18 protein-coding genes and 1 other RNA gene are annotated in these 15,640 nt (G+C 72.1%); 7 read left to right on the forward strand and 12 right to left on the reverse strand.

From position 1 onward, the window contains the following. Positions 1-82: 82 nt before the first annotated feature. The gene (locus QJ852_19915) at positions 83-805 is read left to right on the forward strand and encodes a TetR/AcrR family transcriptional regulator (protein WGX95409.1); all 723 of its coding nucleotides are present in this window, start codon (positions 83-85) and stop codon (positions 803-805) included. A 24-nt stretch (positions 806-829) separates the two neighbouring features. Here QJ852_19915 and QJ852_19920 read toward each other — a convergent pair whose 3' ends face one another. Together QJ852_19920 and QJ852_19925 are read right to left on the reverse strand one after the other, a co-directional pair. Beyond that, positions 830-1,276: a hypothetical protein gene (locus QJ852_19920; protein ID WGX95410.1), complete on the reverse strand. Its 447-nt coding sequence runs from the start codon at positions 1,274-1,276 to the stop codon at positions 830-832. Positions 1,277-1,428: 152 nt separating this feature from the next. Continuing rightward, entirely contained in the window at positions 1,429-2,460 is a 1,032-nt protein-coding gene (locus QJ852_19925) for a DUF3048 domain-containing protein (GenBank protein WGX95411.1), read from the reverse strand. A 129-nt stretch (positions 2,461-2,589) separates the two neighbouring features. On the opposite strand from QJ852_19925, the gene QJ852_19930 reads away from it, so the two are divergent. Together QJ852_19930 and QJ852_19935 are read left to right on the forward strand one after the other, a co-directional pair. Then, positions 2,590-3,087 (forward strand): SigE family RNA polymerase sigma factor, encoded by a 498-nt coding sequence (locus QJ852_19930; protein ID WGX95412.1) that lies wholly within the window; start codon positions 2,590-2,592, stop codon positions 3,085-3,087. Then, a complete protein-coding gene (locus tag QJ852_19935; protein ID WGX95413.1) occupies positions 3,084-4,022 on the forward strand; it encodes a hypothetical protein in 939 nt (312 codons plus the stop codon). The genes QJ852_19930 and QJ852_19935 overlap by 4 nt, the downstream gene beginning before the upstream one ends. A gap of 55 nt (positions 4,023-4,077) precedes the next feature. Here QJ852_19935 and QJ852_19940 read toward each other — a convergent pair whose 3' ends face one another. The 3 genes from QJ852_19940 to QJ852_19950 all read right to left on the reverse strand — a co-directional run bounded on the left by QJ852_19940 (position 4,078) and on the right by QJ852_19950 (position 5,938). Beyond that, entirely contained in the window at positions 4,078-4,848 is a 771-nt protein-coding gene (locus QJ852_19940) for a glucose 1-dehydrogenase (protein WGX95414.1), read from the reverse strand. A 62-nt stretch (positions 4,849-4,910) separates the two neighbouring features. Next, complete coding sequence (locus tag QJ852_19945) at positions 4,911-5,327, reverse strand: HIT family protein (GenBank protein ID WGX95415.1); 417 nt, start codon at positions 5,325-5,327, stop codon at positions 4,911-4,913. Continuing rightward, positions 5,324-5,938 (reverse strand): TetR/AcrR family transcriptional regulator, encoded by a 615-nt coding sequence (locus QJ852_19950; GenBank protein ID WGX95416.1) that lies wholly within the window; start codon positions 5,936-5,938, stop codon positions 5,324-5,326. Before QJ852_19950 ends, QJ852_19945 begins: the two co-directional genes overlap by 4 nt. 86 nt (positions 5,939-6,024) lie before the next feature. Here QJ852_19950 and QJ852_19955 point away from each other — a divergent pair, with 86 nt between their 5' ends. Continuing rightward, entirely contained in the window at positions 6,025-7,818 is a 1,794-nt protein-coding gene (locus tag QJ852_19955; protein ID WGX95417.1) for an ABC transporter ATP-binding protein, read from the forward strand. Positions 7,819-7,833: 15 nt separating this feature from the next. Here the strand turns inward: QJ852_19955 and QJ852_19960 are convergent, their stop codons facing one another. Together QJ852_19960 and QJ852_19965 are read right to left on the reverse strand one after the other, a co-directional pair. Further along, complete coding sequence (locus tag QJ852_19960) at positions 7,834-8,997, reverse strand: glycerophosphodiester phosphodiesterase (GenBank protein ID WGX95418.1); 1,164 nt, start codon at positions 8,995-8,997, stop codon at positions 7,834-7,836. 52 nt (positions 8,998-9,049) lie between these two features. Beyond that, positions 9,050-9,484, reverse strand: coding sequence for a hypothetical protein (locus QJ852_19965; protein WGX95419.1), 435 nt, complete (start codon positions 9,482-9,484; stop codon positions 9,050-9,052). Between the two features lie 65 nt (positions 9,485-9,549). Between QJ852_19965 and QJ852_19970 the strand changes: the two genes are divergently transcribed. Together QJ852_19970 and QJ852_19975 are read left to right on the forward strand one after the other, a co-directional pair. Then, a complete protein-coding gene (locus QJ852_19970) occupies positions 9,550-10,317 on the forward strand; it encodes a thioesterase family protein (GenBank protein WGX95420.1) in 768 nt (255 codons plus the stop codon). Between the two features lie 9 nt (positions 10,318-10,326). After that, positions 10,327-10,986: an SDR family oxidoreductase gene (locus QJ852_19975; GenBank protein ID WGX95421.1), complete on the forward strand. Its 660-nt coding sequence runs from the start codon at positions 10,327-10,329 to the stop codon at positions 10,984-10,986. A gap of 45 nt (positions 10,987-11,031) precedes the next feature. Here QJ852_19975 and QJ852_19980 read toward each other — a convergent pair whose 3' ends face one another. Further along, positions 11,032-11,187, reverse strand: coding sequence for a hypothetical protein (locus tag QJ852_19980; GenBank protein ID WGX95422.1), 156 nt, complete (start codon positions 11,185-11,187; stop codon positions 11,032-11,034). A 181-nt stretch (positions 11,188-11,368) separates the two neighbouring features. Continuing rightward, entirely contained in the window at positions 11,369-12,559 is a 1,191-nt protein-coding gene (locus tag QJ852_19985) for a hypothetical protein (protein ID WGX95423.1), read from the reverse strand. Positions 12,560-12,808: 249 nt separating this feature from the next. On the opposite strand from QJ852_19985, the gene ssrA reads away from it, so the two are divergent. Then, positions 12,809-13,178, forward strand: a transfer-messenger RNA (tmRNA) gene (ssrA, locus tag QJ852_19990). An 83-nt stretch (positions 13,179-13,261) separates the two neighbouring features. On the opposite strand, the gene QJ852_19995 is transcribed toward ssrA, so the two are convergent. From QJ852_19995 to smpB, 3 genes are all read right to left on the reverse strand, one after another. Beyond that, positions 13,262-14,104: a trypsin-like serine protease gene (locus tag QJ852_19995; protein ID WGX95424.1), complete on the reverse strand. Its 843-nt coding sequence runs from the start codon at positions 14,102-14,104 to the stop codon at positions 13,262-13,264. Between the two features lie 86 nt (positions 14,105-14,190). Next, positions 14,191-15,090, reverse strand: coding sequence for an amidohydrolase family protein (locus QJ852_20000; GenBank protein WGX95425.1), 900 nt, complete (start codon positions 15,088-15,090; stop codon positions 14,191-14,193). Beyond that, positions 15,083-15,595, reverse strand: coding sequence for an SsrA-binding protein SmpB (gene smpB / locus QJ852_20005; protein WGX95426.1), 513 nt, complete (start codon positions 15,593-15,595; stop codon positions 15,083-15,085). Before smpB ends, QJ852_20000 begins: the two co-directional genes overlap by 8 nt. Positions 15,596-15,640 lie beyond the last annotated feature (45 nt).

Consider the following 15,640-nt stretch of genomic DNA (forward strand, 5'->3'; position numbering starts at 1 on the left):
AACGGCGCGACACCGTGATCCCGCCCACCCCGGGCCGTGACCGGTGTCACGCCGGACCCGACCACGCGCCTATGCTGAGTCGGTGGCGAAGGCATCGGTGTCGAAACTCGTCCCCAAGGTCCCCGTGCCGGGCGTCCCGGGCGGATCCCGCCGGGCGTCGTACTCCGCCTCGACCAAGCGGGCCCTCGTCGACGTCGCGGAGCGGCTGTTCGCCGAGAAGGGGTACGCCGCGACCTCCCTCGACGCGATCGTGTCCGGGGCCCGGGTCACCAAGGGCGCGCTCTACCACCACTTCTCGGGCAAGCAGGCACTGTTCGAGTCCGTCTTCGAGCGGGTCGAGCAGCAGGCCGCGAAACGGATCCAGAAGTCGCTGCGCAGCGAGAAGGACCCGTGGCGCAAGGCCACCGAGGGCCTACGCTCCTTCCTCGACGTCGTCCAGGAGTCGCCGTACCGGCGCATCGTCATCCAGGACGGGCCCGCGGTGCTCGGCTACGAGCGCTACCGCGAGCAGGAGGAACGCTCGACCTTCGCCAATATCGTCGAGATCGTCCGCGCCACCCTCGACGCCGGCGCCTGGGACCTCGACGAGGACATGCTGCAGACCTTCGCGCGGATCTTCTTCGGCGCCATGTCCTCCGCCGGCGAGTCCGTCGCCATGGCGGCCGATCCCGAGGCCGCGGCCCGCCGGGTCGAGAGCGCGATCGGCTTCCTGCTCGCCGGCGTGCAGAGTCTGGTGGAGCAGGGCGTCGCGATGCCGAGCGCGTTCGGCGGCGCCGACGACGAGGGGGCCGCCGACCGGGAGTGACGCCGGTCATCGACGCGAGGGCGTCTAGAAGGCGACGATCCCGGACTGCAGGTGGACGAGCACCGGCGTGCCGCCCGGCCCCTCGCGGGGCACCCGTACGGCGTCGTCCGCGACGCCCACCACGACGACCGCGGCGTTGCCGCAGCTGCCGAGCCCGATCGACCGCACGCCGCCGTCCGCGCCGGCCCCCAGGAGCGAGGCGGCCAGGGCCACCCGGTCCGCGTCGGCGACCGCGGGGGTGACCGACCGGACCAGGGTCGCGGTCAACAGGGCCCGGCACGCCGTCCGGTCGTCCCGGTAGACCGGCGCCACCCGGACCACGGTCGCAGGCGCGGCCGTCCGGTCGCCCTCGACCTTCTCGTGGCCGGTGGCCAGCGCGACGCCGATCGCGGCGACGGCGAGGGCCAGTGCGAGGACGAGCGACGCGATGATCGCCGGGAGGTGAGCCCTCGGCTCCTCGTTGCGCCTCATGTCACATCTCGTGTCGCCCGTCGCGGTCGTCTGTCGTCGAGAAAACTAGACGGATCCGCGACGAGGCCGCGGGTGCTCCTCGGGCCCTCTCGGGAGTGCACCCGATCTCGTCATCCACGTGACAAGATCGAGCCCGCGCGGCGGGTGCTGCGCTACTGACCGACGGTGACCGAGCCGTTGTTGGCCTCGACGGGCACCAGCTCGATCCAGACCTTCCCGGCCGGGACCTTGAGCTCGGCGCCGTCCGCGGTCGCCAGGCTCAGCGTCGAGCCGACCTCGTCCTTGGTCCAGGTGCCCTCGACGACCTGGCCGTTGTGGAACAGCTGCGCGGCACCGGTGCCCTCGAACTTGCTCTCCGGCACGAAGTTGCCGGCCGGGTCCTTGTAGCCGGCGTCGACGACCTTCACCCGCAGTACCAGCACCGAGCTGGCCTGGAAGTGGTCGCCCTGGGCGGCGTTGGAGTTGGTGTTGGTGTAGCTGCCGTCCTCGAAGCGCCAGTTCGTCGTGCGGCTGCCGAAGTGCGCGGAGAGGGTCGGGGCCGGCGTACCGCCCGCGAAGTCCGCCTCGGTGCCCCACGGCAGGTAGTCGGCCGGGCGCGCGGTCTTGCCGTCCTCGGCCGCCTTGGCGACCTTCTTCAGGTCGGTGAAGAGGTTGTACGGCGCGCGGCGGCCGCTGTTGCGGTAGAAGCCCGGCCCACCCTCGCTGAAGTACTTGATCTTGGCGCGGTCGATGCGGGGCAGGGTCTCGCGGGCGCCGCCGCTGGTGGCGATGACCGCGCCGGCCGGCGAGACGATGCCGATGTCGCTGGCCCGCATCGAGCGGACCGGCCCGATGTCGCCGGGCAGCTGGGAGTAGTAGAACGCGGCCAGGCGGGTGATGCCGCCCTCGACCAGCTCCTCGACGACCAGGTCGGCCTTGCTCAGCCCGACCTGCGGCGAGCTGGCCGGCGAGTTGTCGATCTTGGTCACCACGACCGGGCGGTCCAGCTCGACGGACTGCCCCGGCTCCGCCTCGAGACCGGTCAGCGGCCAGATCTGCGGCACCTCCGGCGTCGGGCTCGCCTCGGACGTGCTGTCACCGTCCGACTTCTTGTCACCGTCGTCCCCACCCCCGCATCCGGCGAGCACGAGGCTCAGCACGACGAGCGAGGCGGGCAGGGCGCTGCGGAGGGTGGAAACACGCACGCGGTCAGTCTGACCCACACCGCGCTCCGAGGCTGGAGCCGGTGCCGCGTGTCGCCGACGCGACGACCTGTGACGCGGGCGGGTCGGGCTGCGTCGAGACCGGTGACAGAGCATCGACCCAGGAGAGCCATGATCGACCCCGTGCCGGACCCGTTCGAGGAGCTCGCCCGCGCCCGAGCGGCCGAGCTCTACCGCTCGGCCTGGCTGCTGTGCGGCCACCGCGCGGAGGCGGAGGACCTCGTGCAGGAGACGCTGGCGAAGGTCTACGTGCGGATGAGCCGCCGACTCGGCCCGCCGCTGGACAACCCGGCGGCGTACGCCCAGACCGTGCTGACCCGCACCTTCATCAGCTCCCGGCGCCGGCGCAGCAGCACCGAGACGCCGTACGCCGACCTGCCGGGCCCGGATGCGGGCGGGGCGGATCACGCCGAGACGACCGACCTGCGGGTCGCGCTGGTCGAGGCGCTGGCCGACCTCGGCCCGGTCGACCGGGCGGTGGTGGTGCTGCGGCACCTGGAGGACCGGTCGGTCGAGGAGGTCGCCGACGTCCTCGGCCTCTCTCCTGGGGCGGTGCGCAATCGATGCATGCGCGCGCTGGCGCGGATGCGGAAGGAGGTCCTGCGATGAACGAGCACGAGCTCAGCACGGTGCTGGAGCGCGCCGCGGACCGGCTCGACCCCGATGTCGCCGCGCTCGTGGCGGGCGCCGCGCAGCGCGGCCGGAGCCGGCTGCGGCGCCGCCGCGCCGCAACGGTCGCGGCGCTCGGCACCGCGGCCGCCCTCATCGTCGGCGGCCTCGCCGGTCAGCCCTGGCAGTCCGGTGGCGACACCGTCGCGGACCCGGCCACGGTCGCGCCCGGCCCGCTCACCCCCGAGAACCAGCGCACGATCCCGGACGACGACGCGCTGGTGCAGCGCCTGCTCGACCACCTGCCGGCGGGCGAGGTCACCGATGTCACGACCACGCCGATGTTCGACGAGCCCGACGCCCCCTACGAGCGGGGCCTGGAGATCGGCCTGCTCGTCGACGGCGCGGCCGTGGAGGTGCGGATCAGCGACGGGAGCGCCGACCCCGAGGCCTGGGCCCGGTCGCTCGAGCCGGGCGCAAAGCCCGAGGGCTGTGACGCGTCGCTCGTCGACGCGGACCAGAGGACCTGGAACCAGGCGATGCGCAGCATCGAGCCCGGTCCCGAGCTCACCCCCGAGATGATCTGCCGGTCCTGGGTCTCCATCAAGCGCGAGCAGAAGTGCGCCGCGGACCCGGTCTGCCTGGCCAAGCGCACGGCGTACTCGCCGAAGAAGAGCTGTGGGCCCGAGGGCCGTCAGCTCCCCGACGGGTCCTGGCTGTGGCCGCGCTCCGGCGCCGGCGGGGACGGCTCCGACACCAGCGGCTTCACAGGCAACTGGGCCTCGATCTGCACGCCCGACGGCTGGTCGATCGACGTCTCCGCCTTCAACAGCCCCGAGCCCGAAGAGGGAGAGCCGAAGGTCGTCTCCGACGAGCCGCCGCTTAGCCTCGACCAGGTGACCGAGCTGGCGACCGCCGGCTTCTGGTTCGAGTGAGTCGGGTGGGTGAGAGTGACCCCTGGACCACGCTCACCCACCCGACTCCGGACACTCAGGTGCCGAGCGAGATGCCGCCGTCGACGTACAGGGTCTGGCCGGTGATGTAGGACGCCTCGTCGCTGGACAGGAAGGTGACCGCAGCGGCGATGTCCGCCGGCGCACCGACCCGCTTGACCGGGTTGGCCTCGGCGTTGAGGCGGCGGAACTCCTCGACGTCCATCTTCAGTCGCGCCGCGGTCGCATCGGTCATCTCGGTGGCGATGAAGCCGGGGGCGACGGCGTTGACGTTGATACCGAACGGACCGAGCTCGATGCCGAGGGTCCGGGTGAAGCCCTGGATACCCATCTTGGCGGCCGAGTAGTTGGCCTGGCCGCGGTTGCCGAGCGCGGAGATGCTCGAGATGTTCACGACCTTGCCGTACTTCTGCTCCACGAAGTGCTTCTGCGCGGCCTTGGTCATCAAGAAGGCGCCCTTGAGGTGCACGCCCATGACCAGGTCCCAGTCGTCCTCGGTCATCTTGAACAGCAGGTTGTCGCGGGTGATGCCCGCGTTGTTGACCAGGATGTGGATGCCGCCGAGCTCGGCGACGACCCGAGCGACGGCGGCGTCGACCGACGCGCCGTCGGAGACGTCGGCACCCACGCCGACAGCCTTCGCACCCGCGACCAGCGGCAGCTTCGCCGCCGCATCGGCCGCGGCTGCCTCGTCGAGGTCGACGATCGCGACCGACGCCCCCTCCTCGGCATAGCGGGTGGCGGTGCCGAAGCCGATCCCGCGCGCGGCTCCGGTGATGACGGCGACTCGCCCGTCGAAACGACCCATGTGCTTACCTCAGCTCTCTCTGCCCGGGCCGGGCCCGGGCACGCGTCCGATTCGGCCGCAGCCTACGACGCCAGCGCGGCGCGCAGGCGGGCGGCGTAGTGCGCCGCCTCCCCCGCGGCGTACTTCGTGCGCGGCCAGAAGAACCCGCGCAGGCCGTCTCCCTTGGTGCGCGGGACGACGTGCAGGTGCAGGTGCGGCACCGACTGGCTGACCACGTTGTTCATCGCGACGAAGCTGCCCTGGGCGCCGAGCCCCTCGACGACGGCACACGCCAGCCGCTGCGCCGCGGCCAGGAACCCGTCGCGCTGCTCGGCCGGCAGGTCGGGCAGCGTGACGACGTGGTCGCGGGGCACGAGCAGCACGTGGCCCTTGAACACCGGCCGCCGGTCGAGGAAGGCCAGCAGCCCGGGCTCGTCGAGGACCACGTCGGCCTCGGCCGCACCGGCGATGATCGTGCAGAAGACGCAGTCGGTCGTCATCCGTCGTCACGCCCCAGGCCGCGCAGGAAGGTCTGCACGGCGACGTCTCCCGCGCGGTTGCGCGGGAGGATGCCGTGGTTGATGGCCTCGGCGGCGGAGTAGCCGATCGCGTACAGCGTGGAGACCACCCAGTCCGGGCCGGCCGAGGCGTCGATCGCCCCGTCCTCGGCCGCGCGTACGACGACCTCACGCAGGTCCGCGCTGTCGTCCTGGTCCTCCGCGACGGCGTCCCCGAAGCGCGTGGGGTCGGCATAGAGGTAGATGACCGCGTCGCCGACCTCGACGATGGCCCGCAGCAGCGCCGCGAGCTCCTCCACCGCGGTGGCGCAGCCCTGGACCGCCGCTCCCGCGGCCTCGGCGAGCAGCTGCAGCGCGTGCTCGCGGGCCGCCAACACCAGACTCCTCCGGTCGGGGAAGTAGCGGTGCAGGGTGCTGCGGCTGACCTGGGCGCCGGTGGCGACGTCGCCCAGTGAGGCGTTCCAGTCGCGGCTCCAGACCGCGACGGCGGTGTCGACGATCGCGCGGCGGGTGCGCTCGCGGACGCCCGAGAGGGACGCCCCCGACTCCGCCTGTCCGATCCCGCTGGTCACGATCGCGAACGCTACCAACATGCTCCATCGTCGGACTCTGCTGTTGCAAAATAGGACATCAATGTCCCATACTGGCGGACCGCCGTCGCCCGACCCCTGGAGCAGCCGTGTCCTACGCCGTCCCGACCGTCAAACCCGATCCCGGCGCCACCCCGGACCTGAGCGTCCGCGAGAGGCTCGCGCTGCTGTGGGGCTACATCGGCCCGCACCGCCGCCTGCTCACCGTCGGCGTGCTGCTCGGCCTCCTCGGCACCGCGACCGAGCTCGCCACTCCCCTGGTCACCAAGTGGGTGCTGGACGGACTGGCCGTGGACGCCTCGCTGCGCACCCCCGTCACGGTCCTCGGCGTGCTGCTGGTCGCCGGCACCTTCGTCGGGCTGGTCCAGGGCATCATGCTCGGCACCCTGGCCGAGCGGATCATCCTCGCGACGCGCACCGGGATGGTGCGCCACCTCCTCGGGGTCCGGGTCCGCGAGCTCGACAACCGCTCCGAGGGCGAGATGGTCGCCCGGGTCACCTCAGACACCCTGCTCATCCGCGAGGCGGCCACCACCAGCGTCGTGTACGGCGTCAACGGGCTGATCAGCGTCGTCGGCTCGCTCGTACTGATGGCCTATCTCGACTGGAGCCTGCTGCTGGTGACCCTGGCCGTCGTCGTCGCGGTCGCCGTGGCGGCACTGTTGCTCATGCCGGGCCTGGCCCGCGCCTACCAGGAGTCCCAGGCCGAGGTCGGCGAGATGGGCGGCCGGCTGTCCGGCGTACTGCGGGCGCTGCGCACGGTGAAGGCCAGCCGGGCCGAGGAGCGGGAGGCGGATCGGATCAGCGAGTTCGCCCGCCGCTCGGCGGTGTCGGCGGTCCGCGCGGTGCGACTGGAAACGGTGGCGTGGACCATCACCGGCGCCGGCATCAACCTCGCCGTGATGCTGGTCCTGGGCTTCGGCGCCTACCGGGTCGGCGCGGACGCACTCGAGGTCAGCGCCCTCATCGCCTTCCTGCTCTACCTCTTCGGGCTGACCTGGCCGGTGATGATGCTCACGATGGCGCTCACCGCGCTGCAGTCCGGGCTCGCGGCGGCGGCGCGGATCGACGAGATCACCAGCATGGAGCTGGAGGCGCACGACGGGCTGCCCACCCCCGAGCTCCCCGCGCCGGACAGCGCGACCACCGCCCTGGAGCTGCGCGGGGTCCGGGTCCGCTATGCGCCGCACGCGCCGTGGGCGCTCGACGGCGTCGACATCGTCATCCCGCGCCGCGGCCATACCGCGATCGTCGGCCCCTCCGGCGCCGGCAAGACCACCGTGCTGTCGCTGCTGCTCCGCTTCCACGACCCGGACGCCGGCGAGGTGCTCCTCGACGGCGTCCCCTACGACCGGTGGCCGCTGCACGACCTGCGTCGGCGAATCGCGTACGTCGAGCAGGACACCCCGCTCGTCCCGGGCACGCTGCGCGAGAACGTCCGCTACGCCGACCCCGACGCACCCGAGCCGGAGCTGTGGCGGGCCCTGGAGGTGGTGCGGATGGCCGGGCGCGTGCGCGCGCTGCCCGAGGGCCTGGACACCGAGATCGGCCCGACCACCCTGTCCGGCGGCGAGCGCCAGCGGGTGGCCCTGGCCCGCGCCCTGGTCGCCGACCCCGAGCTGCTCCTGCTCGACGAGGTGACCGCCCAGCTGGACGGGATCACCGAGGCGGCGGTGGCCGAGGGCATCCGACGCCAGGCGGCCCGCGGCGCGGTGGTCACCATCGCGCACCGGCTCTCGACCGTGCTGGACGCCGACCAGATCGTCGTCCTGGAGGCCGGCCGGGTGCGCTCCGTCGGCAGCCACGCCGAGCTGCTGCGGAGTGACAACCTGTACGCCGAGCTGGTGGCCGCCCTGCGGATCGCCGCCGAGGAGCCGAGGTAGGACGCGGCCGGCAGGTCAGGCCGCGCCCTCCTGGGCGGCCCACGCGTCGCGGGTGGCGACGGCGACGTCCGGGTGGTCGGAGAACAGCGCGTCGACGCCCGCGTCGAGGAACGCATCGATCTCGCCGGCCAGGTCGCCGGGCGCGTCGGGGTCGCTGCCGATCCGGTGGTCGGCCGGGAGGAACTGGTTCTCCCGGCGCATCGTCCAGGTGACGACCCTGAGCCCCACCGCGTGCGCGTCCGGCACGAGCGCACTCGGCGCGGCCAGGGTGCCGGACGCGTCCCGCGGGACGACCAGGTTCTTGGTCGGCGCCACCCACTCGGCGTACCTCGCGATGTCGGCCAGGCCCGCGGGCGTGACCAGGTCGGCGTAGGTGGTCGTGGAGCCCGCCGCCCGCAGGTCGTACGGCGCGCCGCTGCCGTCGACCAGTTGCGCGAGCGGGACCCTGGTCATGGTGTCGAGCCGGCGCAGGTTGCCGGTCTCGAAGGACTGGATGACGACCTTCGCGTTCGCCCGGTCGAGGCCGCTGCGACGCAGGGCCCGCACGAGCGGCTCCTCGAGCGAGAGCCCGATCGAGGCGAAGTACGTCGGGTGCTTGGTCTCCGGCGCGATGCCGATGGTCCGCCCGCTGCGACCGGACTCCCGCTTGACCAGCTGGATCACCTCCTCGAGCGTGGGCACCTCGAACCGGCCGTCGTAGGCGGTGTTTCCGGGTCGGACCCGCGGCAGCCGCTCCTTGGCGCGCAGGGTCTTGAGCTCGGCGAGCGTGAAGTCCTCGGTGAACCAGCCGGTGACGGCGACCCCGTCGATGGTCCTGGTGGTGCGCCGGTCGGCGAACTCCAAGCGCTGCGCGACGTCGGTCGTGCCACCGATCTCGTTCTCGTGGCGGGCGACGAGGACGCCGTCCTTGGTCGACACCAGGTCGGGCTCGACGTAGTCGGCCCCCATCCGGATCGCGAGGCGGTACGCCGCCAGGGTGTGCTCAGGCCGGTAGCCCGAGGCGCCGCGGTGGGCGATCACGAGCGGCTCGCCGGCGGGATGGCGGTCGTGGGCCGGTCCGTGGTCGCGGTCCGCGCCGGGGCCCGCGTGGGCGGGCACGGCGGCCACGCCGAGAGCGAGGGCGGTGGACGTGACGATCAGCAGCGCGCGCCGCAGCGCAGGAGTGGTCCGAGAGGTCATGGCCGTCAGCCGACCAGCCGCAGGTGGCTCCGCGGAGAGGTCGGGGTGAACGTCAGTGGGCGAGCAGGAGGATGCCGCCGAGGAGCAGCGCCACCACCTTGACGACCTCCGCGCCGACGTACCAGAGGTGGGCGTGGGAGCCCGGTCCCGCGACCCCCTCGGGTGCGGCGAGCACAGCGTCGGAGCGCCGGGTGAGCGCGGGACGGACCAGCAACAGCTGGGCGGCGAGGACCACCACCGCGGCGGCGAGCGCCACCGCGGCGCCCCGCCCCGGGGAGCCGGCGACCAGGCCGGCGACGACCACGACGGCGAGCCCGACCTCGCACGCGTTGAGCGCGCGGAAGACCAGGCGCCCGATGCCGAGGCCGATCGGCAGCGTCACGCCGGGCGCCCGGAACTTCACCGGCGCCTCGAGGAACGAGATCGCCAGCACCATCCCGAGCCAGACGAAGGTCGCGGCGACGACGACGGCGAGCGAAGTGGCCATGACCACATGATCCACCCTCCCTTCGAGGGTAGGTCCGCGGGGCGGGCGACCGGGACAATGGGCCGGTGGCGTACTGGCACCGGACCGCACCGCACACCTTCGCCCCCACCGAGCACGTGGGCGGCGCCTGGGACCGCGCGACGCAGCACATCGCGCCCGCCCTCGGCGTCCTCGCCCACGAGGTCGAACGGCACCGCGACGCGCGGCGCTCCGACGGGCTGGTCGTGAGCCGGCTCTCCTACGACATCCTCGGGACGGTGCCGATCGAGCCGATCGACGTCGCGGTCGAGGTGCTCCGACCCGGCCGCACCATCGAGCTGGTCCAGGCCACGGCGTCGTACGCCGGGCGCGCGGTGGTGCTGTTGCGCGCCTGGCTGGCCGAGCCCTACGACACCGCCCCCCTGGCCGGGACCGACCTGCCGTCGATCCCGGCGGCGGACGAGATGGAGCCCTGGGACATGGCGGGCCTGTGGCCCGGCGGGTTCATCGCCTCGATCGAGGTACGTCGCAAGGAGCTCGGCCCGGGCCGCTCGATGGTCTGGGTCCGCACCCCCCACGCGCTCGTCGCCGACGAGCCGGTCAGCCGCCTCGCCGCCGTCGCCGGCCTGGTCGACGTCACCAACGGGATCGCCGTGCGCACCGACCCCACCCAGGTCGCCTTCCCGAACCTCGACCTGACCGCCCACTTCCTGCACACCCCCGCCGAGGGCTGGCTCGGGCTCGACACCACCCAGTCCTACGGCCCCGGCGGCATCGGCGTCACCAGCTCCAAGATGCACGACGAGTCCGGTCCGCTCGGCACCATCGCCCAGACCCTCACGGTGCGTCCGTAGCCTGGAGGCATGCGCGTCGCCGTCGTCGGAGGTCACGGACAGATCGCCCGCCTGCTGCACCCGCTCCTGGTGGCGGCCGGGCACCGGCCGGTGGCGCTGGTGCGCCGCGAGGAGCAGCGACCGGCGCTCGAGGCGGTGGGCGCCGAGGTCCGGCTGCTCGACATCGAGAACGACGACGTCCATGCCTTCGCACGGGCCTTCGCGGGCTGCGACGCCGTCGTGTTCAGCGCCGGCGGCGGCCCCGACGGGAACGCCCGGCGCAAGCAGACGGTCGACCTCGAGGGCTCGCTGAAGTCGGCCGCGGCCGCGCCCGTCGCCGGCATCAGTCGCTTCGTCCAGATCTCCGCGATCGACGTCGACCGCCCGGTCGCGCCGGACACGGGCGAGGTGTGGGCGGCGTACGTCGCCGCGAAGCGCGATGCCGACGCCGCCCTGCGGGCCGGCTCCCTGGACTGGACGATCCTGCGTCCCGGCCGGCTCACCGACGATCCCGCGACCGGCCGCGTCGCACTCGGCCCTGACGTCGCGCGCGGTGACGTGACCCGCGCCGACGTCGCCGCCGTGGTGGCCGCAGTGCTCGTCCGGGCCGAGACCACCGGGCACCAGTGGAACCTCGTCGGCGGCGACGTAGCGGTCGCCGAGGCGATCACCACGGCGCTGAACGCCTGATCCGCCCAGCTGCCGCCCGGTCGGCCGACCTCTCCGCCCGGGATGTCAGGCGTACTTGGACTTGCCGACCTTGCTGACCTCAGACACGAGACTCCGACGCTTCTTCCCGTAGGCGGCGATCGACGACGTGCCCTTCGTGACGCTCCGGCGGCCCTCGATGGTGGTGATGCGGACTGCTGCCTTCTGCTTGCGCTCGCTCATCCGTGACCTCCTCCGCTGCCGTGCCTGATACCGAACATTAGATCACCCCTCCGACACATCCTTCGGCTCCCCAAGGCCCGGCACGGCACGCAGGGCGCGGCCGATCACGGGGCTGACCAAGAAGCCCGCCGTACCGACTGAGAGCCAGGCAGCAGAGGCCCAGAGCCATGTCATCCACGGCTCATGAAGGTGTCCGACCAGACTCGCGCTGCCCAGTGCGAGCAGTACGGCGCACGCGAGGGTGATCGCCCGCAGTGGGCGGAGCAACGATGCCGCCAAGGTGGCTCTCCCCCGCCCCCGCAAGGAGCGCGATCCCGACGGCAGGTGCTGCGAGCAGGACCGCCACCGCTCCGTCCGGCGCGCCCAGCAGGGCGTCTCGTGCGCCATCCAGCCACAGGGCGAGTTGGAACACCGCGCAGGTGAAGAGCGAGACGAGGATCCCGACAAGACGGATCGAGGTCGGCTCGACTCTGACCTCCAGAGTCGCCTCGCGGTCAGGCGGCGGACCATCCGGATAGGAAGCAGACGCGTGGATCAAGGTGTCCGCGCCCTGCGCGCTTCCGGCAGGCTCCTCGCCGACGTCGGCGGGCGGCAGGTGCAGGAAGCGTGCGGTCAGCGGGACCTGCACGCGTACCTCCAGGTGGTAGGAGGCTGCCCAGCTGGGATCGCCGACGTCCAGGCGAAACGGTTGTGTGCGATAGCCGGCGCTGGCGAGAAGCGACCTCCCGAGTCCAGCCCGGCTCCGCAGCGCTGTCCAGTCGAACGAGAACTTCAACACCGTGCGCGTCCCCACGAGTTCGCGCGGCACGAGAACGACCAGGAGGAAGTTCCTGGCGAGATCGATCGCCAGGTCGATGAGCGGCCCAGAGACACCACCGAACTCGACCTCGTCCGTCTCCGTCGAGACGGGGAACAACCTCCCGACGGCTGCCTCCGCCTCTACGGGGTCCCCGAACACAACCGCGCGAAGCTCATCGCGCAGCCGCGCGGTGATGGCGCCCACCTCGCGTTCGTACTGGTAGGCCAGGGCGGCGAACGCAAGCTCACCGTTCTCCTCGCGCCCCAGGACCGGCAGTGGCTGACCGTCGGGACCCTCGGTGTCGAGGTTGCGCACCACCCCCTTGGCCACGAACGCCAGTGGCACCATCGCAGCGCCCCGGGGGCCACGCCAACGACGCCGCTCCGCCGACTCGTAGGCGAGGTGGCGCTCCGGCGGCGGCATGCAGTCGAGCGAGACCCGACGGCGCGCACGGACTCCTTCGAGCAGCTCGACGCTCTCGACCTTCCGAAAGCACCACCCGCTCGATGCCCAGATCGAGTCGACCACCGCACGCCCGAGCTCCCGTTGTCCATCGGTGAGCATGGCCTTCACATCTCGCCACCACCTCCAGCACCCCGGGAACGCCCCGGGTCGATCGACGTGACGCTAGTCCGAGGACCGACAGATCGGTTTCAACCGCCCCGAGTCCGCCGGGCACGCGTGGACCTGGACGGCGGCGACGTAGCGGTCGCCGAGGCGATCACCACGGCACTCGGCGCCTGAGCGGTGACTGCTCCTCGGGATTAACCGGTGGGCCGTCGTGGTTGAGGACCGGTAGACTGAGGTCGACACAACTCAAGAGGGGCTGATCGGTTTCGACTTGGGACGTTTGTTCCAGGGGAAGCGGGTCGAGAAGCCAGCGTCATCTCGTAAACGATCGCTGGAAACCAATAACTGCCAACGCTAAGCGCAGTTCCTTCGCTCTCGCTGCCTGAGCAGTGATCGAAGCGTCTGACCGGGCATCCGTCTCCGTCCCGGATCCAGGCGTCATCTAGGAGACTCGCTGCGTCGCTCTCGCCGGGAGGGTGGCGCGGGACTCAAACCCGGCTGGGCCTGTCGATGACGTGTTCGTGCGAGCATCGGGGCCGAGAACACGCCACCACGAACTGCACCCGGAGAAGACCTGGCTCGGCGCTCGAGGACCGGGGTTCGATTCCCCGCAGCTCCACGCACGACCAAGACCGACGTGGCCCGCGCAACGCGCGGACCACGTCGGTCTCGTCGTGTCCGGGCCGGGCCGGCAGTCCCGGAGGTTCAGTCCAGGAAGTCGGCCAGCCAGTCCGCCACCACGGGGATGTCGATGCGCTGGTAGCCGTCGAGGTAGCGGCAGTTCTCCGTGTAGCCGTAGGAGGTCACGGCGACGACCGCGTCGCCGAGCCACAGCGAGCCGCCCGAGTCGCCGAAGCAGGTGCCGCCGGTGCCGAAGGGGTCCTTCTCGTTGCCGTTGGTCTGGATGATCTGCGGCGTGATCTTCTGCCCCGGCATGTCGACGTAGCGCCGGATGATCGGGTAGCTCATCGGAGTGGGCTTCTGCGGACCGGTCTCGGCCCGACGCACCTCGGTGCCGTAGCCGACGGCCCGGAAGATCGTCCGGCGCGGCTGCCGGATCGCGTCGGCCGTCCCGACCGGCGCGAGCAGGGCGGGCGCGATGGTCGTGACCGGCGCGTCGAGGACGATCACCCCGACGTCGTTCCAGTTCGACAGGTCGGTGAAGTCGCTGTACTCCGGGTGGGTGTACGCCGTGCCGGACAGGTAGCCCGCGTCGGCGAGCTCCTCCTCGGTGTAGCCCGCCGCCGGGTCCGCGGCCACCGGCAGCGGCGACGGCGGCGCCTCGGCGACCACGCTCTCGAAGGTCACCAGGGTCTTGCCCAGCGTCCCGGAGGTGCAGTGGGCGGCGGTGACCAGGACGGTCGGGCTGACCAGAGTGGCCGAGCAGCGGAACCGGCCTTCGGCGTCGTAGAACGCGATCAGGCCCACATTCGGATGGGTGTCGCCATCCACGGTGCCGCCGGTGCTGGCGACCGCCGACGAGGCCGGTAGGACGAGTCCGAGACCGGCCAGGGCGGCGACGGCCAGGGTCAGGAGACGAGTGCGCATGGTGCTTCCCCCCTTGCTGAGCCCACGGGCGCGAGCTCGGTCCCCAGTCCAGCACTGCACGGTCCTCGGGGGAAGACCGTCCGGGGTCAAGAACGCGCCGGGGCCTCACCGAGCAGCCGGGCGGCGTTGTGCCAGCACACGTCGCGGAGCCAGTCGTCGCCGAGGCCCAGGCGGGCCAGTCCCTCGAGCTGCGTGACGTACGGGTACGGGATCGTCGGGAAGTCCGAGCCGAGCAGCACCTTGGCCTGGAGGTCCACGAGCCGTGGGAGCAGGTGGGCCGGGTAGGCCGCGGCCCGATCGAAGAAGTCGGTGAACACCATCGTGGTGTCGAGGTGGACGTTCTCGTAGCGCTCGGCGAGCTCGAGGAAGTCCTCGTACTCCGGTGCCCCCATGTGCGCGATGAGCAGGCGCAGTCGCGGGTGGCGACGCAGCAGACGGGCGACGGAGTCCGGGCCGGTGTACTCGTTGCCGACCGGACCCGAGCCGGCGTGCACGGTGACCGGCGTCCCGGCGTCCTCGAGGACGCCCCAGACCGGGTCGAGGGCCGGGTCGTCGGCGACGAACTCGCCCACCTGGAGGTGGATCTTGAAGATCCGGACGCCGTCCGCGACCAGGTCCGCGACGTACCGCGCCGCCTCGGGCTCCGGGTAGAAGGTGGCCGACCACAGCACCTCGGGCACGGTGGTGGCGAAGGTGCGCGACCAGTCGTTGAGGTACGTCGCCACGCCCGGCTTGTGGGCGTAGGGGTGGGTCGGGAAGTGGCGGACGCCGAAGGCGCGCAACTGGGCGATCCGCTCCTCCATCGGGCCGCGGTAGCGGATCGGCCAGGGCCGCCCGATCTTCGGCCCCGCCGAGTCGAACACCGCCCAGACGGCACGCTCGATATTGGGCGGCAGGAAGTGGGTGTGGAGGTCGAGCAGGCCGGGCAGGCCGAGGGTCTCCCAGAACGCGCGGACCTCGGGGGCCTCGGGTGCCTCGTCAGTCACGCATGCCCTTGAGACGGCGGCCGACGGCCTCCTGCTTCTCGCGGTCGGCGGTGCGCTCGGCGATGGCCTGGCGCTTGTCCCACGACTTCTTGCCCTTGGCCAGTCCGATCTCGACCTTGGCGCGCCCCTTGACGAAGTACAGCGACAACGGGACCACGGTGTGCCCCTTCTCGCTGACCTTGCGCTCGATCTTGTCGATCTCGGCCCGGTTGAGGAGCAGCTTGCGCTTGCGCCGCGCGGCGTGGTTGGTCCACGTGCCCTGGGCGTACTCCGGGATGTGGACGCCGTGCAGCCAGGCCTCGCCGCGCTCGATGTCGACGAAGCCGTCGACCAGGCTGGCCCGGCCGAGCCGCAGCGACTTCACCTCGGTGCCCTGGAGCACCAGGCCGGCCTCGAAGGTGTCCTCGATGTGGTAGTCGTGGCGCGCCTTCTTGTTGGACGCGACGAGCCTGCGCCCGCTCGCGTCCTCCTGCTTCGCACCGGACTTCCCCGTCGACTTGGCCATGGGCTGATTCTCTCAGGAGCGCGCAACGCGTTTCCGCGGAGGTGC

This window comes from Nocardioides sp. L-11A (assembly GCA_029961745.1).
Taxonomy (GTDB): domain Bacteria; phylum Actinomycetota; class Actinomycetes; order Propionibacteriales; family Nocardioidaceae; genus Nocardioides.

Coding starts and splice junctions, on each gene's coding strand:
- QJ852_19940 (WGX95414.1), bottom strand. CDS start 4,848: ATGGGTCGTTTCGACGGGCGAGTCGCCGTCATCACCGGAGCCGCGCGC.
- QJ852_19920 (WGX95410.1), bottom strand. CDS start 1,276: ATGAGGCGCAACGAGGAGCCGAGGGCTCACCTCCCGGCGATCATCGCG.
- QJ852_19995 (WGX95424.1), bottom strand. CDS start 14,104: ATGCGCACTCGTCTCCTGACCCTGGCCGTCGCCGCCCTGGCCGGTCTC.
- smpB (WGX95426.1), bottom strand. CDS start 15,595: ATGGCCAAGTCGACGGGGAAGTCCGGTGCGAAGCAGGAGGACGCGAGC.
- QJ852_19965 (WGX95419.1), bottom strand. CDS start 9,484: ATGGCCACTTCGCTCGCCGTCGTCGTCGCCGCGACCTTCGTCTGGCTC.
- QJ852_19975 (WGX95421.1), top strand. CDS start 10,327: ATGCGCGTCGCCGTCGTCGGAGGTCACGGACAGATCGCCCGCCTGCTG.
- QJ852_19935 (WGX95413.1), top strand. CDS start 3,084: ATGAACGAGCACGAGCTCAGCACGGTGCTGGAGCGCGCCGCGGACCGG.
- QJ852_19950 (WGX95416.1), bottom strand. CDS start 5,938: ATGTTGGTAGCGTTCGCGATCGTGACCAGCGGGATCGGACAGGCGGAG.
- QJ852_19980 (WGX95422.1), bottom strand. CDS start 11,187: ATGAGCGAGCGCAAGCAGAAGGCAGCAGTCCGCATCACCACCATCGAG.
- QJ852_19930 (WGX95412.1), top strand. CDS start 2,590: ATGATCGACCCCGTGCCGGACCCGTTCGAGGAGCTCGCCCGCGCCCGA.
- QJ852_19945 (WGX95415.1), bottom strand. CDS start 5,327: ATGACGACCGACTGCGTCTTCTGCACGATCATCGCCGGTGCGGCCGAG.
- QJ852_19960 (WGX95418.1), bottom strand. CDS start 8,997: ATGACCTCTCGGACCACTCCTGCGCTGCGGCGCGCGCTGCTGATCGTC.